Origin of the sequence: Glaciihabitans sp. INWT7 (assembly GCF_014217685.1) — a bacterium.
Lineage (GTDB): Bacteria > Actinomycetota > Actinomycetes > Actinomycetales > Microbacteriaceae > Lacisediminihabitans.
In genome coordinates this window covers 586,626-607,955 of record NZ_CP043653.1, presented here as the reverse complement: position 1 = coordinate 607,955, position 21,330 = coordinate 586,626, and the positions used below count along the sequence as shown (strand labels likewise).

22 protein-coding genes are annotated in these 21,330 nt (G+C 65.1%); 8 read left to right on the top strand and 14 right to left on the bottom strand.

The features are described 5' to 3' along the window. The first annotated feature begins 115 nt into the window (after positions 1 to 115). A complete protein-coding gene (locus F1C58_RS02985; RefSeq protein ID WP_185202541.1) occupies positions 116 to 976 on the top strand; it encodes a glycosyltransferase family 2 protein in 861 nt (286 codons plus the stop codon). Positions 977 to 996: 20 nt separating this feature from the next. Here F1C58_RS02985 and rfbA read toward each other — a convergent pair whose 3' ends face one another. The 4 genes from rfbA to F1C58_RS02965 form a co-directional block, all read right to left on the bottom strand. Beyond that, entirely contained in the window at positions 997 to 1,857 is an 861-nt protein-coding gene (gene rfbA / locus F1C58_RS02980) for a glucose-1-phosphate thymidylyltransferase RfbA (RefSeq protein WP_185202540.1), read from the bottom strand. 4 nt (positions 1,858 to 1,861) lie between these two features. Further along, positions 1,862 to 2,473, bottom strand: a complete 612-nt coding sequence (locus F1C58_RS02975) for a dTDP-4-dehydrorhamnose 3,5-epimerase family protein (protein ID WP_185202539.1) — start codon at positions 2,471 to 2,473, stop codon at positions 1,862 to 1,864. Positions 2,474 to 2,720: 247 nt separating this feature from the next. Further along, the gene (locus tag F1C58_RS02970) at positions 2,721 to 4,178 is read right to left on the bottom strand and encodes a glycosyltransferase (RefSeq protein WP_185202538.1); all 1,458 of its coding nucleotides are present in this window, start codon (positions 4,176 to 4,178) and stop codon (positions 2,721 to 2,723) included. After that, entirely contained in the window at positions 4,175 to 4,417 is a 243-nt protein-coding gene (locus F1C58_RS02965; RefSeq protein ID WP_185202537.1) for a hypothetical protein, read from the bottom strand. Before F1C58_RS02965 ends, F1C58_RS02970 begins: the two co-directional genes overlap by 4 nt. A gap of 102 nt (positions 4,418 to 4,519) precedes the next feature. Between F1C58_RS02965 and rfbB the strand changes: the two genes are divergently transcribed. Next, entirely contained in the window at positions 4,520 to 5,503 is a 984-nt protein-coding gene (gene rfbB / locus F1C58_RS02960) for a dTDP-glucose 4,6-dehydratase (RefSeq protein WP_185202536.1), read from the top strand. Beyond that, entirely contained in the window at positions 5,500 to 6,357 is an 858-nt protein-coding gene (rfbD, locus tag F1C58_RS02955; protein WP_185202535.1) for a dTDP-4-dehydrorhamnose reductase, read from the top strand. Before rfbB ends, rfbD begins: the two co-directional genes overlap by 4 nt. A 3-nt stretch (positions 6,358 to 6,360) precedes the next feature. Here the strand turns inward: rfbD and F1C58_RS02950 are convergent, their stop codons facing one another. Further along, positions 6,361 to 7,104 (bottom strand): bifunctional 2-polyprenyl-6-hydroxyphenol methylase/3-demethylubiquinol 3-O-methyltransferase UbiG, encoded by a 744-nt coding sequence (locus F1C58_RS02950; RefSeq protein ID WP_185202534.1) that lies wholly within the window; start codon positions 7,102 to 7,104, stop codon positions 6,361 to 6,363. A gap of 192 nt (positions 7,105 to 7,296) precedes the next feature. Here F1C58_RS02950 and F1C58_RS02945 point away from each other — a divergent pair, with 192 nt between their 5' ends. After that, positions 7,297 to 8,439: a glycosyltransferase family 1 protein gene (locus F1C58_RS02945; RefSeq protein WP_185202533.1), complete on the top strand. Its 1,143-nt coding sequence runs from the start codon at positions 7,297 to 7,299 to the stop codon at positions 8,437 to 8,439. Positions 8,440 to 8,544: 105 nt separating this feature from the next. Here F1C58_RS02945 and F1C58_RS02940 read toward each other — a convergent pair whose 3' ends face one another. The 3 genes from F1C58_RS02940 to F1C58_RS02930 are packed head-to-tail and all read right to left on the bottom strand — an operon-like array spanning position 8,545 to position 11,533. Then, positions 8,545 to 9,879, bottom strand: coding sequence for an LCP family protein (locus F1C58_RS02940; protein ID WP_185202532.1), 1,335 nt, complete (start codon positions 9,877 to 9,879; stop codon positions 8,545 to 8,547). Between the two features lie 5 nt (positions 9,880 to 9,884). After that, positions 9,885 to 10,397, bottom strand: coding sequence for a 5-(carboxyamino)imidazole ribonucleotide mutase (purE, locus tag F1C58_RS02935; protein WP_185202531.1), 513 nt, complete (start codon positions 10,395 to 10,397; stop codon positions 9,885 to 9,887). A 17-nt stretch (positions 10,398 to 10,414) separates the two neighbouring features. Continuing rightward, positions 10,415 to 11,533, bottom strand: coding sequence for a 5-(carboxyamino)imidazole ribonucleotide synthase (locus tag F1C58_RS02930; protein WP_185202530.1), 1,119 nt, complete (start codon positions 11,531 to 11,533; stop codon positions 10,415 to 10,417). 84 nt (positions 11,534 to 11,617) lie between these two features. Here F1C58_RS02930 and F1C58_RS02925 point away from each other — a divergent pair, with 84 nt between their 5' ends. After that, a complete protein-coding gene (locus tag F1C58_RS02925; protein WP_185202529.1) occupies positions 11,618 to 12,175 on the top strand; it encodes a GtrA family protein in 558 nt (185 codons plus the stop codon). Here the strand turns inward: F1C58_RS02925 and F1C58_RS02920 are convergent. Together F1C58_RS02920 and F1C58_RS02915 are read right to left on the bottom strand one after the other, a co-directional pair. Next, entirely contained in the window at positions 12,172 to 12,723 is a 552-nt protein-coding gene (locus F1C58_RS02920) for a PH domain-containing protein (RefSeq protein ID WP_255461230.1), read from the bottom strand. The genes F1C58_RS02925 and F1C58_RS02920 overlap by 4 nt on opposite strands. 3 nt (positions 12,724 to 12,726) lie before the next feature. After that, positions 12,727 to 13,539 (bottom strand): biotin--[acetyl-CoA-carboxylase] ligase, encoded by an 813-nt coding sequence (locus F1C58_RS02915; protein WP_185202528.1) that lies wholly within the window; start codon positions 13,537 to 13,539, stop codon positions 12,727 to 12,729. A gap of 83 nt (positions 13,540 to 13,622) precedes the next feature. Here F1C58_RS02915 and F1C58_RS02910 point away from each other — a divergent pair, with 83 nt between their 5' ends. Both F1C58_RS02910 and F1C58_RS02905 read left to right on the top strand, forming a co-directional pair. Then, positions 13,623 to 15,224, top strand: coding sequence for an acyl-CoA carboxylase subunit beta (locus F1C58_RS02910; RefSeq protein WP_185202527.1), 1,602 nt, complete (start codon positions 13,623 to 13,625; stop codon positions 15,222 to 15,224). Then, the gene (locus F1C58_RS02905; RefSeq protein ID WP_255461229.1) at positions 15,221 to 15,478 is read left to right on the top strand and encodes an acyl-CoA carboxylase subunit epsilon; all 258 of its coding nucleotides are present in this window, start codon (positions 15,221 to 15,223) and stop codon (positions 15,476 to 15,478) included. Before F1C58_RS02910 ends, F1C58_RS02905 begins: the two co-directional genes overlap by 4 nt. Before the next feature lie 550 nt (positions 15,479 to 16,028). On the opposite strand, the gene F1C58_RS02900 is transcribed toward F1C58_RS02905, so the two are convergent. The 4 genes from F1C58_RS02900 to F1C58_RS02885 form a co-directional block, all read right to left on the bottom strand. Next, a complete protein-coding gene (locus F1C58_RS02900) occupies positions 16,029 to 17,078 on the bottom strand; it encodes a hypothetical protein (RefSeq protein ID WP_255461228.1) in 1,050 nt (349 codons plus the stop codon). Then, positions 17,075 to 18,418 (bottom strand): sensor histidine kinase, encoded by a 1,344-nt coding sequence (locus F1C58_RS02895; RefSeq protein WP_185202526.1) that lies wholly within the window; start codon positions 18,416 to 18,418, stop codon positions 17,075 to 17,077. Before F1C58_RS02895 ends, F1C58_RS02900 begins: the two co-directional genes overlap by 4 nt. Next, positions 18,408 to 19,112, bottom strand: coding sequence for a response regulator transcription factor (locus tag F1C58_RS02890; RefSeq protein WP_185202525.1), 705 nt, complete (start codon positions 19,110 to 19,112; stop codon positions 18,408 to 18,410). The genes F1C58_RS02895 and F1C58_RS02890 overlap by 11 nt, the downstream gene beginning before the upstream one ends. A gap of 202 nt (positions 19,113 to 19,314) precedes the next feature. Next, a complete protein-coding gene (locus F1C58_RS02885) occupies positions 19,315 to 20,589 on the bottom strand; it encodes a class I SAM-dependent RNA methyltransferase (RefSeq protein ID WP_185202524.1) in 1,275 nt (424 codons plus the stop codon). A 26-nt stretch (positions 20,590 to 20,615) separates the two neighbouring features. Between F1C58_RS02885 and F1C58_RS02880 the strand changes: the two genes are divergently transcribed. Beyond that, entirely contained in the window at positions 20,616 to 21,257 is a 642-nt protein-coding gene (locus tag F1C58_RS02880) for a nucleoside triphosphate pyrophosphatase (RefSeq protein WP_185202523.1), read from the top strand. Positions 21,258 to 21,330 lie beyond the last annotated feature (73 nt).

Here is a 21,330-nt window from a genome sequence, read left to right as displayed (position 1 = left end):
AAAAATCTCATTTGGTCCTTTACATCCCGGGCCCGCCCGTATTACTTGCGAACAGTCAACCTTAGCAATGCCCCCCGCAACGGCGGTGTCAGAGGTCAGAGTAAGCTCGTGAATCATGTCTGACACTGCGCTTGCATCGACTGCAGTGGTCACGGTGTCCTACAACTCGGGCGCCCATCTGAGGGCGTTTCTCTCCTCCGTCCGCGCGACAGAGTCCAGTACCGTCACCATCATCGTGGCCGACAACGGATCGAACGACCTCGCTCAGACACGCTTGGCCTGCGTGGAATACTCCGCGGTGCTCCTCGAACTCGGGGACAATTACGGGTACGGCGGGGCGGTCAATCGGGCTGTCGCTACACTTCCCGGGACAATCGATTCCGTACTGATCAGCAATCCCGATGTCGAATTCCGTGGAGGCGCTCTCAGCACGCTTCGGACCGCGCTTGAGCGAGACGGGACAGCGGGGGCCGTCGGCCCCAAAGTCCTCAATTCAGATGGATCCAGCTATCCTTCCGCGCGGGAGCTTCCCTCTCTTCGTACGGGAATAGGTCATGCCCTCCTTGGCCGGATCTGGCGATCAAATCCGTGGACCACTCGATACCTTTCGGATTTCAGCGCCGCCGCAGTGCGACGCCCTGCCGGCTGGTTGTCGGGCTCATGCCTCTTGGTGCGGCGCACGGCCTTCGAACAACTCGGCGGCTTCGATGACGCGTTCTTCATGTATTTCGAAGATGTCGATCTCGGCTATCGACTCGGTAAGGCGGGCTGGTCCAATATCTATGAACCGGGGGCTGTAGTCACCCACACCGGCGCGCACTCCACGAACACCGAGTCTTCCCGCATGATCACTGCGCACCACAAAAGCGCGTATCTCTACCTCTCCCGAAAATATGCCGCGTGGTACCTCGCCCCGTTGCGAGTCGCGCTTCGCGTCGGCCTGGAATTCCGGGCACGATGGCTCGTTCACGATTGAGCTCTACGCGCCCTCGCCAATCAGCCGAGCAGGCTCGCTAGATACGTGCCGTAGCCGCTTTTTATCAATGGAACGGAAAGAGCGGCCAACTCGTCATCATCGATCCAGCCAGCCCGCCACGCGATCTCTTCGATGCAACCGACTTTGAACCCCTGACGATCTTCGATCACGCGCACATACTCGGAAGCCTGCATCATCGATTCGAAGGTGCCAGTGTCGAGCCAGGCCACGCCTCGGTCGAGGATCTGCACCTGGAGGTTGCCGCGTTGGAGATATCTCTCGTTTATCGTCGATATCTCGAGTTCACCGCGAGAACTCGGCGCTATTGTCTTCGCGATACCGACGACCGAATTGTCGTAGAAATACAAGCCCGGAACCGCGTAGCTGCTCTTTGGAGAAACAGGCTTCTCCTCGATAGAACGAGCTACCATATTCTCGTCGAACTCCACGACTCCATAGGCCGCGGGATTGGAGACGTGGTAAGCGAAAATCAATCCTCCGTCGATCGATTCGTGGGCGCGCAAAGATGCGCCCAGTCCCGCGCCGTGGAAAATATTGTCCCCCAAAACCAACGCCACGCTGTCGTCGCCGATGAACTCTTCGCCGATGATGAAGGCCTGAGCCAGACCGTCCGGTGACGGCTGAACGGCGTACTCGATCGTGATTCCCAGCTGGGAACCATCTCCCAAAAGGGCCTTGAATTGGTCGTTGTACTCCGGGGTCGTAATCACCAGTATCTCTTTGATTCCAGCCATCATCAGGGTGGAAAGGGGGTAATAGATCATTGGCTTGTCGTAGATCGGCATCAGCTGCTTCGAGATGCCCTTGGTGATGGGCCAGAGCCGCGTGCCAGATCCCCCGGCGAGGATGATTCCACGCATTTGTTCAGCTTCCCGTCGCGTCGTTGGACGAATAGAAGGCCCGGAGGTCTACCCAGGAGGGAAGGAGTCCGCTCACTTCCGCCTCGGCGAGAGTCGGCGCATCGGTGTCTTTCGACGAGAGGATGAGTTCTCCGGCCTCGGGCGGAAAGACCAATCCGATCTGGCCGTCACGGGGGTCGATGCCGTGCTCACGAGCGGCGTTGTAGGTGTCACTCACCAGGTAGCTCACCACTGCTCCTTCGGTGAGAGCGACAAACGCATGACCCAGCCCTTCGGCGATGTAGATCGACCGATGTTGCACATCGTCGAGGAGCACCGAATCCCACTGGCCGAACGTCGGCGATCCCACGCGAATGTCGACGACGAAGTCGAGTACTGCTCCGTGTACTGCGCTGACGTATTTGGCCTGGCCACGCGGCACATCAGCGAAATGGATGCCCCTCACCACACCCTTCTTGGAGACGGAGAGGTTGCCTTGGCGCAGATCGATTGGATGCCCCACTACCTCCGCGAACCGGTCGAACCGGTACCACTCCATGAACACACCCCGATCGTCCGAAAACGGATTTGGCGTAATTTCATAGGAGTCAGGGATAGAGAGTTCGCGAATTTGCACACCGAGAGCTTACCAAGGCGGCTTCGCGCGGCCGCGTCGTCGACCCTTCTGCTTACACGCGGACCGCCTCACCGTAGAGGAGTCTGGGCCGTGTCGTGACCGCCAGCACCTTGTGAATTCCTACCGAAGCGGCACCGAAGAAATGGTAGCCGAGCGCCCATATGTCGTGTTTGCATTCGCCCCAAGTCCAGGGGCGCGATCCGGCACACAATCGATATTATGTGCTTACTTACTCGCCAGGTCGCGACTAGCTTGGTGGCCGATTGTGCGGGTACGGCCAGTACCTCGGGTCATGCATGCGGAACCCCCAGCGTCCCCACGCGACGTCCACTTCGAAAGCGTGCACAGATGCGTCGCGGGTCTTCGACTCGAAATGGTACAACTCGGCGTGAGGAGTCCAATAGATCGGGTATCCCCGCCAGGTGACTTTCATGCACAGGTCTACGTCATTGAAGTTGCCGGGAAGGAGATTGGAGAGGCCGCCTACTTCGAGATAGACCGACCGAGGCATCATCGCGCAGGCGGCGGTTACGCCGGACACTTCGCGTTCAACGCGGTATCCCTCCAGGGGGCCAGGGTCCGTCCTTTGCGCGTCCAACCCGATATGCGACGCGTCTCCCTCGAAGTAGCCATGTCCCGCATGTTGAATGGTGTCGTCTTCGTAGTAGAGGAGGCCGCCTGACATACCGGCGCCCGGTAGCTGTGCAAGAGCGAGCAACGATTCGAGCCAATCCTCGTCGAGGACCCTGACGTCGTCATTCAGGAGAAGGACGAACTCGCCTCGCGAGTGGAGCACTCCCGCATTGACTTTCTCAGAGAAATTGAACGGCCTCGTCCATTCGACGATTCGGAGTTGATCGCCCACGATGTCTGCAAGCTCGGTGACAACGGCCGGTTCAGCGACGCTGTCGAGCGCGACCACGATCTCGAAGTTGCGATATGTCGAGAGATCCATAATGCTTTGGGCAGCATCGATAAGGTAGCACCGTGTCCGGCCGTCGACCATGCTATGGATTCCCCGTGATGGGATCACGATCGAGATCAGGGGTTCGCCCTTGACACTGCGACGGGTGTCGTGGACACCATCGGCTCCGACCGACCTGACGGTGCCTCCGCCAGTCGCGGCAAGATGGCGCTCCAGAGCGACGCGGGTGGACTCGAGCTCCTGGTAGTTGAGCGGACGGATGGCTGCGCTCGGACGGGTGAAAACCGGAAGGGCGAGGTGCTCGATCGAGTGGGCAACCGCTGTCGACCGGAGTGCCAGATCATAGAGTTCAGCTCCGGGAACCGTCGAATCGAGACCGCCGAGCGACTCGAATACCGACCTGCGGTAGATCACGAGATCGCCCCAGTAGAACTGACAGCGTAGGCGTTCCGGGGAATAGTCGGGACGCGCGACCGATGTCGTGCGCCCTCGTCGTCCCACTGCAGCCCCATCTGCGTAGAGCACGTCGACCGACGGGTTCGCACTCAGATATTGCCGAATCGCGTCACCCGCGTGCGGGGACATCCAGCCATCGCTCTCTACGACAGCGATGAACTCGCTCGTCGAATCGGAGAGAGCCTGCACCACTGCTGTCGCAACAGACTCGTCGGGCACCCGGTTGACTCTTCGGAGTTCGAAACCCTCACCCGTCACAGATTCTTCGAGCCTTCCGCTGGGTTGCGTGGCCGACACCACCACCACGGTTACCGCAGAAGTCATTTAGCAGCGGTCCGACCCATGAGACGCTTGAGTGCGAGAGCGGGCGCAAGAACGAGTCGGCCAGCCTTCCAGGTGGTCGAGGACTTCACCTCATTGAGCTGCTCTCGGAGTGCCTGCGACGTGTTGACGGATCGGAGATGTGCAACTTGTGCCTCGAGCCCGATTATCCGATCCACGAGCGCCAGTTGCCGCGCATCCCGCTCGTAATCGATGGCGTCGTTCGGCGTAATTTCCGTCATCGTCATCCCATCGCTGGCTGGAAGAATACGCTGTAAGCCTACCAACGCCACTCCAGGGGCTCCGTCCCTGCTCGTCTCGTCGCAATAAAGGAACGCTGTCCCATGAAAATCCTCGTCACCGGCGGCGCCGGTTTCATCGGCTCGAACTTCGTTCGCCGCACCCTGCAGGACGCCTATGCCGGCCTCGAGGGTGCGGATGTGATGGTGCTCGACGCGCTCACCTACTCCGGCAACCTCGAGAACCTCGCGCCTATCGCCGACTCCCCGCGGTACGAGTTCGTGCACGGGGACATCCGCGACTCCGAGCTGCTCGATAAGCTCCTTCCGACCGTGGATGCCGTCGTTCACTTCGCTGCGGAGTCCCACGTCGACCGCTCGGTGCGCGACTCCGGCATCTTCGTGGAGACGAACGTGCTCGGCACCCAGCGCCTGCTCGACGCGGCGCTGCGCGCCGAGCTCAAGCGTTTCGTGCACGTGTCCACCGACGAGGTCTACGGATCGATCGCCGAGGGCTCCTGGGACGAGTCACGGCCGCTCGAACCGAACTCGCCATACTCGGCGTCGAAGGCCGGAAGCGACCTGCTCGCCCGCAGCTACTTCCGCACCCACGGCCTCAACCTCTCGATCACCCGGTGCTCCAACAACTACGGCCCATATCACTTCCCCGAGAAGGTGATCCCGCTGTTCGTCACGAACCTGATCGACGACAAGCACGTGCCGCTCTACGGCGAGGGCAACAACATCCGGGACTGGCTACACGTGGACGACCACTGCCGCGGCATCGCCATGGTGCTCGTCGGCGGTCGCGCGGGTGAGATCTACAACATCGGTGGGGGCACAGAACTCACCAACAAGGAGCTCACGCAGCTGCTGCTGGATGCCACGGGCAAGGACTGGTCCTACGTGGACCGGGTCACCGATCGCCTCGGTCACGACCTCCGCTACAGCGTCGACATCGGCAAGATCCAGGCCGAACTCGGCTACGAGCCCCAGGTGCCGTTCGAGCAAGGGCTCGCGGATGTCGTGCGGTGGTATCGCGACAACCGCGCCTGGTGGGAACCCCTGAAGGAGCGCGCCGCGCTGTGACGAAATACCTCATCACCGGAGCATCCGGAATGCTCGGCCAGGACCTGCAGAAGGCCCTCGCCGGCCGGGAGTTCACCGCTCTCGCTCGCGCTGACCTAGACGTCACCGACCTGGAAGCCGCGCGATCAGCGGTGGCCGGACACGACGTCGTGATCAATGCCTCCGCCTACACGAAGGTAGATGATGCCGAGACAAACGAGGCCGATGCCTTCGCCGTCAACGCAACGGGTGCGCAGAACCTGGCCATCGCGGCGTCCGAGGCCGCCGCGAAGCTCGTGCAGGTCTCCACCGACTACGTGTTCGATGGGTCGGCGACTTCTCCCTACGACGAGGCGACTCCGCTCAACCCGATCTCGGCCTACGGTCGCACCAAGGCCGAGGGTGAGCGTCTCGCGCTGGCCGCCAATCCCGAAGGCACCTACATAGTGCGCACCGCTTGGCTCTACGGCGCCGGCGGCCCCAATTTCGCCAAGACCATGCTGCGACTCGCGGCGAGCCACGATACGGTGAGCGTGGTGACCGACCAGCTGGGACAACCGACCTGGACCGGTGATCTCGCCCGCCAGATCGTCGAGCTGCTCGACGCGGATGCCGCTCCGGGCGTCTATCACGCCACCAATTCCGGCGAAGCGAGCTGGTACGACTTCACCCGCGAGATCTTCCAGGTGGTCGGCCTCGACCCGGAGCGGGTGAAGAGCACCACGAGCTCGGAGTTCGTGCGCCCGGCCCCCCGCCCGGACTACTCGGTGCTCGGGCATGATGGCTGGGCGGCCGCGGGCCTCTCGCCGATGAGGAATTGGAAAGCCGCTCTTTCTGCGGCCTTTTCCGCCGGAGCTCTTGATCTCGCTCGCTGAGTTCTAGCGCGATGCGCCCGCACGACGAACGATGCACACGACGTTGGAAGTCGAAAGCACGACGGGCAGTCCGGGAAAGTACAACGCTCGCTTGACGGCGGCTGAAACTGCGATGACCGGTCCAGCGACAAGAGAGTAGACCCCGTTGGCGACGGAAGTCGCGAAGCCATGGCGACGCGCACCACGGAAGGCGACGACCTCGAGTCCGGATTGGAGAGCGAAGAACGTCATCTTCAGATACCCGATTGCGGTCACGTGGGTCGGGTCGCCGTTCTGGAGCGGGTTGCCCAGCCAGCTGTCGGCATTCGGGAAGCGGAAGATCATCCTGCCCCCCTCGCGGAGCGCGCCGGACAACTCGATGAGAAAAGCCGGCACCGCCTCCTGCGGTATGTGCTCGAGCACGTCGAAGACCGCGATCAGGTCGAAGGTGCGGCCGGCGAGTCGATCCATGCGATCGGCGGCAAAGACCTCATAACCCGAATCGATCCCGGCCTGCACGAGTCCGGGATCCAATTCGGTCCCCGTGATATTCCAGCCTTTCGACCGGCAGTAGGCGAGAAACGATCCATTGCCGTATCCGATTTCGAGAACATCCCGGATACCGTCTCGACCCGCACGCACGTCTTTCAGCTCACTGGTGAAATAGGCCGCTTCGCCGGCGGAAAGCAAACCGAAAGGCGTCTGGTCTACCCACCCCTTCCACTCGACATAGTCGGAGCTGCCGGAGCCTGGTTCGTCATTCGACACGTGTGGACTTTCGATTCGAGAGCTTCTTCGAGATTGCACTCCCATGATGGCACGGTGTCTGAGAGGACCGGAGACGCGGGACGATGACGGAAGCGAAGCTCTCAAGGCTGACCCCCATTCGCGGGGTCTGCGGCTCGCTGGTAATGTCGATGCGGGGGAATCGGCGATCCCCGACAACTTCATTGGAGTGGAATGACGACGACCCTGCGCGTGATCGTTGACCAGATCGTCGCCCCCATCCCCGGCGGCATCGGTCGCTACACGGAAGAGCTCACCCGCGAATTGATCCGTACCGCGCCGAGGGGCTGTCACGTGAGCGGGATCGTCTCGTCCTCCCCCGAATCGCACTACGAACTGATCGAGACAGTGCTTCCCGGCCTCGACGGACTCTTCAAGAGCGCGCTCGCCCGCCGCGAGTTGGAGCTGGCTTGGCAACACGGATTCACCCGCCTGCCGGGGAGCGGCATGATCCACGCGACCGGATTGTTCGCCCCCCTGTTCAAACACGATCGCGTGAACAGCGTCGGCGAGCAGATCGCCGTGACCATCCACGACGCCATCCCCTGGACCAACCCCGAGGCCCTCTCTTCGCGACGCCTCGGCTGGTACAAGGCGATGGTGAAGCGGGCCTACCGGTACGCGGATGCCGTGGTCGTGCCGACCCACACGGTTGCGTCCCAGCTCTCCAATATCCACGATTTCGGCGATCGGGTGCGGGTGATCGGCGGAGCAGTGAGTTCGAAGCTCACTCTTCCCGTGGATCCGGACGTCCGTGCGGAGCGCCTCGAACTGCCGAAACGATTCATTCTGAGCGTCGGAACTCTTCAGGCGCACAAGGGCATAGCCGAGCTCATCCGGGCCATGGCGGCGCCCGAGCTGGACGGCTACACCCTGCTGATCGCCGGGCCCGAGGGATCAGAGGGGCTCGATGTCGCGGGGATCGCGTCGGAAGCGGGACTCGCGGAAGGACGGGTGCGGGCGCTCGGTTATCTCGCCGACGCCGATCTCGCGGTCGCTCTCGACCGCGCAACGGTGTTTGTGTTCCCCAGTCTGGCGGAGGGGTTCGGCTTGCCCGTGATCGAGGCTTTCCACTTCGGAACCCCGGTGGTGCACTCGGATGCACCCGCAGTGCTCGAGGTGTCTGCCGGGGCCGGCCTCGCGGTGGCACGGGAACCCGCGGAGTCGTACCCCGAGCGGTTGGCGGACGCTATCGCGTCCGTCGCCTCGGACCCGGCTCGTGCGGAGCGCATGGGGTTCGCGGGTCGGGACCGCGCGCGCACCTTCAGTTGGAAGGATTCCGCCGAGAAGGTGTGGCAGCTGCACGCCGACCTGTAGCCGCGCACCTGTGGCTTCGGAGGACCGGTTAGGGGCGTGGAACGCCCTCCTCGACCAGCGCTCTTCCGCTGTCGAGTAGCGCCCGCCAGAACGCGTATCGAGACCCTACGGAGCAGGCGTCGCCGTCGTCGGGCGCGTCGCCGCCTGCACCGCCGCATGGAGCTTCGCGTAGTCGGGGTGTGTCTGGTCGAACGCGGGGGGCACCAGCTCGAGCTGGGTCACCGGAAGCTTTCGGGCTTTCTCGGCGAGATCGACGAAACCGGGCAGCGCCGCTGAGGGGATATCCGTCTTCACCACCTGCGCTCCGGCCTTGGCGATGTCCTGGAATTTCGTCAGCACGATCTGGGGCTGGAACTGTTTGAGCATCGCCTCCTGCACCACCCGCTGGCGGGCCATCCGCTCGTAGTCGTTGCCCATGTAGCGGGATCGCCCGTACCAGAGCGCGAGCGCGCCATCCAGGTGCTGGGAGCCTGCCGGGAATGTGCCGTAGGGCTTCGTCGCGGTCACGGGTCCATAAGGGAGCTTGGCCGGCACGTCGATCGTCACGCCGCCGAGTGCGTCGATCAGATCGGCGAAGCCCTGCATGTCGATGAGCCCGTAGTACTGGATCTTGAGGCCGGTCACGCCCTCGGCGGCATCCTTCATCGCCTCGATGCCGGCCGAGCTGCCCTTCGATTCCGCATTGGGGTAAAGGGACTTGTGCTCCTCCGCATAGGTGTAGAGGTAGTCGATGAGGCACTGGTCGCCACAGTCGTAGCCGTTCGGGAAGGGACCGTAGAGCGGCGAACTTTTCGCGAACTGGATCTGCTCCATGTTGCGGGGAATGCCGATGATCGTCGTGGCTCCGGTTTGCGCGTCGATGCTCGCCACAGAGGTGCTGTCGGGTCGGAGGCCGGTGCGGTCTGGCCCGGCATCCCCTCCCAGCAGCAGGATGTTGTATCGACCGTCGACCGGCGGGGCCATGTCGCTCCCGGCGAAGATCGCACTGACCGCATTGCGCGCGCTACCCGCGCTGACGGCCCCGTATCCCGCAATACCGGCCGTGGCGACGAGGGCGAGGATCGAGAGGGCGGCGATCGCGGGCCGCATCGCCGGCGCGGTGGCGATGAGCCTGGTGAGCCGAAGGGTGTCGAGGGTGAGCACGATCCAGAGCGCCGCGTAGGCGGCCAGGACGACCTGGATGACGGTGAGCCCGATCGGATTGGTCACGATGCTGAGGATCACGGTATGAGCGACGATCCAGGTGATGATGCCGACGACGCCGATTGCCCAGAGCAGGAACGTGGTGCCGACACCGAAACGACCGAGACGACGATTGCCGGCGAGAATCTGCGCCGAGCCCGGGATGAGGAGGTTGAGACCGACGAGCCACCAGGCTCGCTTGGTCATGGTCGGGGTAGACCGCAGATCCGGGGTTCGGATCGGGCTGGTCGCGGTCATCGCGCTCACAGGCTCGACTTCAGCGCGGTGTTCTTGGCCGCCACTGAGGCTTCGAGATCGCGAGCGAAGCCGGCAAGCGCCGCCGAGAGCGCCGGATCGGAGATCGCCAGCATCCGGATGGCCAGCAGCCCGGCGTTCCGTGCGCCGCCGATCGATACCGTCGCCACGGGAACCCCGGCGGGCATCTGCACGATCGACAGCAGGGAATCGAGTCCGTCGAGCTTCGCCAACGCGACGGGCACTCCGACCACGGGAAGGGTGGTGACGGCCGCGAGCATTCCGGGAAGGTGGGCGGCGCCACCGGCACCGGCGATGATCACGCGGATGCCGCGGTCGGCTGCTTCCCGCCCGAAGGAGATCATCTTCTCGGGGGTGCGATGGGCCGAGACCACCTCGACTTCGTGGGGCACATCGAACTCGGCGAGCACCGCCGCGGCGTCTTTCATGACGGTCCAGTCGGAGTCGGATCCCATGACGACGGCCACGACGGGCAGCGCAGAAGACAGGGGCTCGAGCATAGCGATCAGCCTAAAGGTCAGTTCTGGTAATGCTCTGCAGCGGCACGCGCCTGGAACACGACCTCGTCGAGGTCGGATCCCGCGGCCGTGACGTGGCCCACCTTGCGCCCTGGCCTCGGCGCCTTGCCGTAGTTGTGCACCTTCACCGAGGGCTCATCGGAGAAGGCGTGCGGGTAGCGGTCGTCGAGGTCGCCCGTCGCCGGACCACCGAGGATATTGACCATCACCGACCATTCGTCACGGCATCCGGTCGCGCCGAGGGGAAGGTCGAGCACTGCGCGCAGGTGCTGCTCGAACTGGCTCGTGGTGGAGCCGTCGATCGTCCAGTGCCCGGTGTTGTGGGGGCGCATCGCGAGCTCGTTGACCAGAAGCCGATCGTCGGTGGTCTCGAAGAGCTCCACCGCGAGCACGCCGGTCACCCCGAGGTTCTCCGCGACAGACCGCGCGATCTCTTCCGCGACATCCGCGAGCCTTCCGCGGGACGAGGGGGCGGGGGCGATCACCTCCGCACAGACGCCGTCGCGTTGGATGCTCTCCACCACCGGCCAGCAAGCGAGTTCACCCGACGGGCGACGGGCGACCGACTGGGCGAGCTCGCGTCGGAAATCCACCAACTCCTCGGCGAGCAGCGGATGCCCGAGGGCAAGCCAATCGGAGGCCTCTGACGCGGCGCGGACCACCCGCACCCCTTTGCCGTCGTAACCGCCGGTGGCGGTCTTCACCACGGCACGGCCGCCGTGATCGGACAGGAATTCGGCGAGCTGAGCTTCCTCGTCGATCCGCGCCCAGTCCGGCACCGGGAGCCCGAGAGCAGTCAGGCGCTCCCGCATGAGGAGTTTGTCCTGGGCGTAGAGCAGGGCTTCGGGACCGGGGCGCACTGCCACGCCCGCCTCGATGAGGGCCGCGAGCACCTCCTGCGGCACGTGCTCGTGATCGAAGGTCACGACATCCACCGTGCGGGCGAAGGGGAGGACATCTGCGGTATCGCGGAAGTCGCCAAGGGTTGTCACCGCGAGGGAAGCCGATTCGCCTGCGGTCTCGGCGAACACACTCAGTTCGATGCCGAGGTTCACCGCCGCGGGAATCATCATTCGCGCGAGCTGTCCGCCACCGATCACACCTACCCGAAGAGTCACGCTGCCAGCCTACTTTCGGATAAGCATCGGGGCAGCCGGTTATGATTCTCGAGCCCGTTCACCGATCCTTTGAAGGAGGGCGCCATGCCCTCCCGCCTCGTCTCCCTCGCACGTCTGCTCTATGAGAAGCTCCTGCGGTATGTGCTCAAATTCGGGGTCGTCGGTCTCGCCGGCTATTTCGTCGACGTTGGGCTCTTCAACGCCCTCCGCCTCGGTGCTTTCGGCGATGGCCACTTCTTCCAGGGGCCGATCGGCGCCAAGATCCTCTCGGCCGGCATTGCGACCGTCGTCACCTGGTTCGGCAACCGCTACTGGACCTTCCGGGAACATCGGCGCAAGAACTTCGTGCTCGAGCTCGCGGAATTCAGCGCGGTGTCGGTGGGCGGCATCCTCATCGGGCTCGCCTGCCTGTGGGTCTCCCACTATCTCCTCGGCTTCACCTCGTTATTCGCTGACAACATCTCCTCGAACCTCGTCGGACTCGTGCTCGGCACCTCGTTCCGCTTCCTGCTCTACCGCTTCTGGGTCTACGGGCACCACCGCGCCGACGGCCTCACGGCTCGCGAGCACAAGGCCGAGGCGGCCCGCCTGTCGATCTTCGAAGACGAGCAGACCGCGAGTGAAGAAGCAGCGCGACCCTAGCGCTGTCCCCACGCGGTCGTCTCGTCGCTGGGTGCCACATCCCGCCCCGAACGCGAGGCCTCGGCCTGACGCCGGGCCGCTATCGGGTTGAGGCTCTTCTCCATCAGGTCATGGAGCGCGGCCTGCACGAGGTCCGCCCCGGGCACGTCTCGAAGCACCACGGGCTGGTCCAGCCCGGTGTTGATCAGGATGTTGCCGCTGCGGAACATGCTCTGCAAACCGTTCTGGCGCACCGTCACGTCGTAGCCCCGGCTGTGCAGCAGCTCCTGGCGGATGCGCACGAAGAAGCCGGTGCGCAGGATGATGCGACGTGTCGTGATCACGTATCGCTTCCCCAGCCACGCCACGAGCGGGAGCAGCCACAGGAGCACGACCACGAGGGCGGCACCGGCGAGCAGGGCGATGTTCTGCCAGGACTGGGCAAAACTCCCCTGGAAATAACCGACGGCGGCCGCGACCGCGATGAACAGCACGCTCGGCCAGAACAGGACGCGCCCATGCGGCCTCAGGCGGGCCACCACCCGCTCGGTGTCCTGTGCGTCGCTCATCACCTATTCATACCGCAGATGGGTCACGTCACCGGCGGCGACAGCCACTACACGGCCATCCGAAGACTTCTTCACCCTCAGCCTGCCGCTGCCGTCGATGCCCACCGCCGTGCCGAGAAGCTCATCGCCGCCCGGCAGGAGAACCCGCACCTGGCTGCCGAGAGTGCTGCACAGCTCGCGCAGCTGCTCCCCGATGCCGCTGGCCTCCGGGTCGGCACCGAAACGCAGGAATTCGGCGTACAGCCTTCCCAGCTCGCCGAGGTAGCCAGCGAGCGCGCGGTCGGCGAGTTCGGCATCCGGAGCAATCGGATCGTTGAGCCCCAAGGATGTCGAGGTCGGCGTCGGCAGGTCCGGCTCACCGATGCTGAGATTGAGGCCGGCGCCCATCACGACGGAACGCCCGCCGGGGAGCAGCTCTGCGAGGAGCCCCGAGACCTTCCGTCCGTCGATCTGCACGTCGTTGGGCCACTTCAGCCGCACGGAATGCGACGGAACGAGCGGCGCGAGCGAATTCGTCATGGCGATTCCCGCGATGAGGGACAACCACCCGTAGTGGTCGATATCGAGGGGCTCGCCGGCGGGAAGGCGCGGCCGGAGCAGCACGGAGATCGCCAGAGTCTGGCCGGGCGGCGCAACCCAGACACGGCCGAGTCGCCCCCGTCCATCCGTCTGGCTTGCCGTGACGAGAACGGAGAAGTCGGGCCAGCCGTCCCCCTCGGCTCCGGACGCCCGGGACGCCAGCTCGGTGTTGGTCGATCCGCACTCGTCGAGGATCTCGAGGCGGGAGGCGACTGCGGCGCTGCGGGGAAGCTGCATCCCCCAAGGCTACGGGCACCATCGACGAGCTTTGTAGGATCCCACCACCGGTTCGCGCAGAAGCCCGACGGTAAAGTGAACGCGTGACTGCTGATACGAACGCCACGAATGACCTGTACACCACCGCGGGCAAGCTCGCCGACCTCAAGGTTCGCTACCACGAAGCTGTGACCGCGAGCGGCGAGGCGGCCATCGAGAAGCAACACTCCAAGGGCAAGAAGACCGCACGGGAGCGCATCGAGCAGCTGCTCGATCACGGATCCTTCGTCGAGCTCGACGAGTTCGTCCGCCACCGCACCCACGCCTTCGGCATGGAGAAGAAGCGGCCCTACGGCGACGCGGTCGTCACCGGTACCGGCACCATCCACGGTCGCCAGGTCGCGGTCTACAGCCAGGACTTCACCATCTTCGGCGGATCGCTCGGCGAGGTGGCCGGAGAGAAGATCATCAAGGTGATGGATCTCGCCCTCAAGACCGGCGTGCCGATCATCGGGATGCTGGACTCTGGAGGCGCCCGCATCCAGGAGGGCGTGGTCGCGCTCGGTAAGTACGGCGAGATCTTCCGCCGCAACACCGCTGCCTCCGGAGTCATCCCCCAGATCTCGATCATCATGGGACCGGCAGCCGGTGGCGCCGTCTACTCCCCCGCGCTCACCGACTTCGTGATCATGGTCGACAAGACCAGCCAGATGTTCGTGACCGGGCCAGACGTGATCAAGACCGTCACCGGTGAGGACGTCGGCATGGAGGAGCTCGGTGGAGCCCTCACCCACAACAAGATCTCAGGCGTGGCACACTGGCTCGCCAGCGACGAGGATGACGCGCTCGACTACGCCCGCACGCTGCTCAGCTTCCTGCCGGACAACAACCTCGCCGAGCATCCGGTGTACGAGAGCGCGGTCGAACTCGAGACGACGGACGCGGACCGCAAGCTCAACATGGTGATCCCCGACAGCCCCAATCAGCCCTACGACGTGAAGACGATCATCGAGCACATCGTCGACAACGGCGACTTCCTCGAGACCCAGCCGCTCTTCGCCCCCAACATCGTCGTCGGTTTCGGCCGGGTCGAGGGGCGCGCGGTGGGTGTCGTGGCGAACCAGCCGAACGCCATGGCGGGAACCCTCAATATCGAGGCCGGCGAGAAGGCGAGCCGTTTCGTGCGCTTCTGCGATGCCTTCTCGATCCCGATCCTGACCCTCGTCGACGTTCCCGGCTATCTTCCCGGCACCGACCAGGAATGGACCGGGGTCATCCGCCGCGGCGCGAAGCTGCTCTACGCGTATGCCGAGGCCACCGTGCCGCTCGTGACCGTCATCACCCGCAAGGCCTACGGCGGGGCCTACATCGTGATGGGCTCCAAGCAGCTCGGAGCCGACCTCAACTACGCCTGGCCGACCGCCGAAATCGCGGTCATGGGCGGGCAGGGGGCCGTGAACATCCTCTACCGCAACGAGATCAAGGCCGCAGAAGCGGCGGGAGAGGATGTCGCGGCGGTGCGCACGAAGCTCGCCAACGAGTACACCTACAACGTGGCATCCCCCTTCCTGGCGGCGGAGCGCGGTGAGCTCGACGGGGTGATCGAGCCGGCGGCCACCCGCGTGGTGGTCGTGAAGGCCCTGAGGGCGCTCAGGACAAAGCGGGCCACCCTGCCGCCCAAGAAGCACGGGAACATCCCGCTGTGACCCTCCAGCAGCCGGGGAACGACGAGGCGGAGACTCGGGAGCGGGGCGATGGCCCGGAGTTCGAGGTGATCGCGGGTCAACCGTCCCCGGCAGAGCTTGCCGCGGTGACCGCGGTGCTCACGTCCATGATCGAAGAACTCGAGGATGGGCAGCGCGCCGAGGGAGCCGTCGTCAGTGCGTGGCAACGCAGTCAGCGCAGCATCCGCAGACCGCTGCTTCGCGGTGCCGGAGCTTGGCGCTCCTTCTCGGGATAGCTCGCCGACGAAAGTGTGCCCCGTTGAGGGGTGATACTTCGGTATCGCGCAATTCTGGGTTCGAAATGTACGAATTCCGCAGCGACGGCGACGGAATCCGCATTGTTGCGCCAACTGCACTGCTCAATAGCTCAGGGAATCGCGAAATGTACCCCGGGATTCGTCGAGGGGGACAACGATATATTGCGTCTGACGGGCTTCTTTTCCGAATCGGGGGACAAAACTGTCCCCCGAATGTCCCCCGAAGTGTCGACTTTGCGGGCATGCCTCTGGCACGCATTATTGATCTTGCTAGGTGTTGCTCTTCGAGTTACACCGCCAACCATGGACCGACTAGGGTAAGCGGGTTCATGGCTTGGGGGCGGGTCAGGGCAATATTCGGGTTATTGCCCTGACCCGGAGCTTGAAACGGGATCGGCCTTCGGGGGCCGGTCCCGTTTTCCATGTGCGGGCTCAAGACCGGGCTGTCGCCGCTTTCGGCTTTGTCGGCTGGGCACCGCTTGCGGGCGCGGAGAGACGCCCGGCGACACCGGCTGCCGATGATCGCGGATCAGGCGGAGACTGTCGCCCCGGTGCGCGGGATCTCGAGCCAGAGATCCACCCGATCCTCTTCATCATCGATGCCCTGGCTGCCGAGCGCGCTGGAATGTCCCTCGTCGAGCGACGAGAGCCCCACCACCGTCACCGCGATGTCGGAACCCTCCGGCACGGTGCGCGCGATGAGCTTGCCGGTCTTCGTGTCGCGGATCGCGTCTGCCAGCCGATTCAGCACCCGTTCGAGATCCCCGTCGGAGAGGTCGTCGATGCCTCCCTCGTCGAGAAGGGTGACGATGGTCCCATTGCGGCGGGCGATCATGATCTGCTCGCGCACTCGATCGTTCAAGAGCTTTCGACCGCGGATCTCGTCGCGGATCGCGCCTTCGAGGTAGAGACATTCGAGTCGCTGCGAATCGGTGAGTTCGCCACCGACCGCGACGATCTGGCGCAACATCGGCAGTGACATCCGGCTCGTCTGGCCGAGACGGAACTGCCGCTCGGAGACGTGAGCCTCCTGGGCCGCACGCCATTCCACCGCCTCTCGCTCGGCGAGGGCGTACTGCCGGGTATCCCTGCCCGCCTTCGCGAGGGAGAGGGACAGCGCGTGCGACACGGCTACCCAGCCGACGCTGCCGATCACCCCATACGTGACGAGACCTCCCGGGCCGGCCCACGCCACCGTCTGAACAACGAGCGCTGCGGTGCCGATCCAGGCGAAGGTGTGGCGTCGCCGGGTGGAGGTGATGACCATCAGCGTGCCGATGGCTGCCGTGTGCCAGGCGGCATAGGTGCCCTTGGCTTCTACCTGGTCGAACTGACTGGTCACGAGCAGGGGCACCACCACGGCGACGGCGACATTGAATGCGGCGACCCAGGTCGGCATCCGTTGGGTGCGCGAGAGGAGAAGGCTGAGCAGCGTCGCCAGCCCATACAGCGCCATTGCGGCGAGATAGGGGGCCTTCTGGTGGGGCACATCGATCGATACGACGGCGAGCACGAGGTGGTAGGCCGAGAAGATGGCCGCGAGGGAGACGATGAGCAGTCGGGGCACGGAGACGATCACAGCGCTTGGCCTTCCCCTGTCATCGCTGAGCTGGAGGTCGCAGCGCCGGTCGCCAGGGGGGCACCGGCGGACGTCGAGACCTCGGCATCGAACTGCCCCCGCCCGTCCGAGGATGCATCCGGCTGAGGCCAGGTGATCCAGATCACGGCACCGCGGTCGATGCCCGCGTCGATCTCGACCGAGCCGCCCGCGTTCGCGACACGCTCGATGATCGACACGCGGAGCCCGAGACGCTCGCTCGGGACGCTGTCCAAAGCGAATCCCGCTCCGTCGTCACCGACACCGATGCGGATGCCTCCCCCCTCAGCGCCCTCGACGACGAGCCAGCGGTGCACGTCGTCGCCGGTGCCGGCATGCTGGAGGCTGTTGACCATCGCCTGCATCGCGGCCGAGTAGACGGCTTCTGAGGACTGCACCGGGATGGTCCGCATGCCGACGGACCGCGTACGCAGCTCGAATGGCCCGGAGAGGGTGCTCATCGAATCCGCGATTCGCCGGGCGAGCTGATCGAGGGTGACCGTCGCATCGTCGTCGGGTGACGCGGCCGCGGCATCCTTCAGGTGGCCCATGGCGTTGCGGGCCATGCGCGTGGCGAGTTCCTTCGCCTCCGGGGTGTAGGCCCGAGCCGCCGAGAGAAGGGTGGTGAGCACGCTGTCGTGCACGATGGAGTCCACCTGCACCCGCTCCACCTCCGTCGCGTGTTGCCTCACGGCGTGCGCATAACGGTCGAGCGCGGTGCCCTGCGCGTTGTCAACAGAGGCAGCGGCCTGGCGCAAGAGCGTGATGAGGATCAGGACGGCACCGCCCAGGATTATCGCGTACGCGATATCGAGGGTCGCCGACGCGACGCTCGCACCGCCGCCGGCCGGCGTGATCCGCACAAGGCCGTAGACCACCGGGGTCACGAACAGGTAGGCGGTCGCCTGCCAGGTGCTGAAGGCGATGGCGGCTGTGGAGGTGGCAACCGTGCACAACAGCCAGAGCCAGGGTCGTTCCGTCACCACGGTGAGTGGCTCGTCGACGACGAATGGCCAGCCCGCGAGGGCGACGAGGTAGGCGAACGAGACGTAGGCATTCACACCGCGAACCCACCGCTTGGCGAAGGATGCGACGAGGGTGGCGACGATGCCGCCATAGATGCCGACACCGAAGGTGATGGCCCAGACCGTCGATGCGGTCGGCAACTGCTGAAGTACTGCGGGCACGGCCTGGGCGCCGAACACCAACCCGAAGATGGCCACGGATCGGGACACGACGGTCTCGATCTGCGGTCGGCTGATCGGATTGTGTGGTTGCCGGGCCAGCGATCCGGGCGGCGGCGAACCTCCCTTAGCGGCCATCACCACCATCCGGGTCAAGACCCGGCAGGATTCCGTCTTCCACGGCTCGACGCAGCAGATCGACCTTTGTCGGTGCCGGTCGGCCGACCTCCACGTACTTCACCCGGATGCGGTCGAGATATTCCCGCGCGGTCGAATATCCGATTCCGAGTTGCTGCGCGGCGAGCTTCAGCGGAAGGCCAGACGCATAGAGGTGCAGGATCTCGCGCTCGCGACGACCGAGCTGGGCCTTGGCGAAGTCGCGGTCCGCGTCGATCGCGGTCGCCCATTCGAGGTTGTTGAGCACCTCACCGCGCGCGACGGTCTCCACCGCCGACATGACGGTCTTCGTCGCTGATGATTTGGGGATGACTCCGGCCGCTCCGGCCGCGAGCGCCTCGCGAACCGAGGCGACCCGGTCGGCGATCGAATGGATCAGCACGGCCGAGCCGGTGGCCTGCACCCGCTTCACGTTCTCGGTCACCGTCGAACCATCGCCGAGCGACAGGTCGAGCACGACGACGTCGTTCTCCCGACCGTCGAGATTGTCCACGAATTCCTGCACCGACGCCGCCGCGAGGATGAAGTCGAATCCTGCCTCGATACAGGCGGCCTTGAGCCCCAGCCGCACCGATTCATGGTCGTCTACGACCGACACCCGTACTGCACTCTGGTGCAATCCGGGTGTGGTTTCCTCTGTTGTGGTCTGCGCCATGGTCGATCCCGTCTGCCCCCGTGTTGCTGGTAATTCAGTCATTCCCCCGGAGACCATGGTACCGGCCGGCGGAGCACCCGGAGGCGAGAGCCGCGGCATCGGGGCACGTGTGTCGCAATTGGGCGTCGAGCACCCGCCAGCCGCGCGCTGATCGAGGGACTGCGGCAGAGAACCGCCACCGTTCCTCGCGGAGAGGTCGCCTCTACGCCTTCGTGAGGGTCGCCACCGCTTCGACATGATGCGTGTTCGGGAAGAGGTCGAATGCGCGCAGCCGGGTGAGCGCATAGCCTCCGGCGGCGAACAGGGCGACATCCCGCGCAAGAGCCACCGGATCGCACGCCACGTAGACGACCTGCGCCGGGTCGAGGGTGAGCAGTTCGTCGACCACGCCCTTTCCGGCCCCTGCACGCGGAGGATCGAGGACGACGGTCCCTGCGCCGAGCCTGGCGCGCTCGCTCGGGCTCGCGGTGGATCGTAGCTGCCGCAGGAAGTTGTCGACCCGCGCGGTGACGGCGGCGGCCCCCACCCATTCCGAGAGGTTCTCGGCGGCGTGGTCAGTCGCCAGCGGGTCGCTCTCCACCGTGGTGATGCGCAGGTGGTTGCCGAAGCGGTCCCCGACGGCCGCTGCGAGCAGACCGACGCCGCCGTAGAGGTCGAGGTTTGCCGCGCGCGGATCGAACAGGCTCGCGTCGATCGCCTCCTGGACAGCGAGAGTGAGGGTCTCCGCGGCGTGACGGTGCACCTGCCAGAAACCGCGGGCATCCAGGCGGAACTCCCGGTCGCCCACGCGCTCGACGATGCGCTGCGGCTTCGGTCGCTCCGCTTTCTCACCCTTTCCCCGCTCCCGGCTGGGCTTCGGCGCGTTGCCGGTGAGAACGAAGGGATTGCCCGCGCTCGGAACGACCACGTCCACGTGGTCGAAACCGGGGAAACTCTCATCGAGGGGAGTGATCGCGGCGACCTCGGCGGTCGCGAGCGGGAGGTCCGTGACCTCCACGACATGGTGCGAGCGCGCGGCGTACGGTCCGGGCGTGCCATCGGCCGCGACGTGCAGTCGGAGGCGGGTGCGCCATCCCGTGCCATCCGCGTTGCCGGGGATCGCGTCGACGATGACGTCGCTCTCGACACCGGCCATGCGCTTCAGGGAATCGGCGAGGACCTGGCGCTTGAGCTCGCGCTGGTGACCGATCTCGATGTGGCCGAACTCGGCACCGCCGGCACGCTCCTCCGGCGCACGATCGATGGATGCCGCGCCCCAGATGTGCGGCTGGCGGTGCTCGGATGCCGTCACCACCGCCACAGTTTCGGCCCGCCAGAAGGACTTCTTCGAGTCTTCGGTGATGCGGGCCAATACCCGCTCTCCAGGGATGGCGTCGCTCACGAAGATCACGCGGCCCTCGTGCCTCGCCACCGCAACACCCCCGTGGGCTACGTTGGTTACGTCGATCTCGACCTCTGTGCCCAGCAATTCACCCATCCCTCGAGCTTGCCACAGGAGGCGCCGTGCCCCACTCATCCGAGCCTCTTTCGCCCACCCGCCTCTACCTCGCCTCCACCTCTCCCGCCCGCTTGGCGACGCTCCGCGCGGCGGGGATCGAGCCCGTTGTCATGCCCTCGCATGTCGACGAGGATGCCGCCGTTGAGGCGGCGACGCCGATCACCCCTGTCGACATGGTGCTGCTGCTTGCCCGGCTCAAGGCATCCGCGGTGCTCGGCCCGGAGGTGGACGGGTTCGTGCTCGGCGGGGACTCGGTCTTCGAGCTCGACGGCACCGTCTACGGCAAGCCGCACCTTCCCGAGGTGGCCCGTGAACGCTGGATGCTCCAGCGCGGCCGAACGGGACACCTCCACTCCGGACACTGGCTCATCGATCATCGGGGCGGGCGACATCGTGGAGCGGTCGGCGAGGTCGCGACGGCCGGGGTCACGTTCGCCGCCGACATCTCCGATCAGGAGATCGACGCGTACATCGCCACCGGCGAACCGCTCGAGGTGGCCGGCGCGTTCACGATCGACAGTCTCGGCGCGCCATTCATCACCGCAGTGGACGGGGATCCTCACGCGGTCGTCGGTCTGTCGCTGTCGACGCTGCGGTCGCTGCTGCTCCAGTTCGATGTGGGCTGGCCGTCGCTGTGGAACCGGTGATCTTGTGGAACCCGTCACGGACTCATCTGGCATTTTTGTAGCCCACCACCAAAGGGTGCCCGTCTTCGCCCCA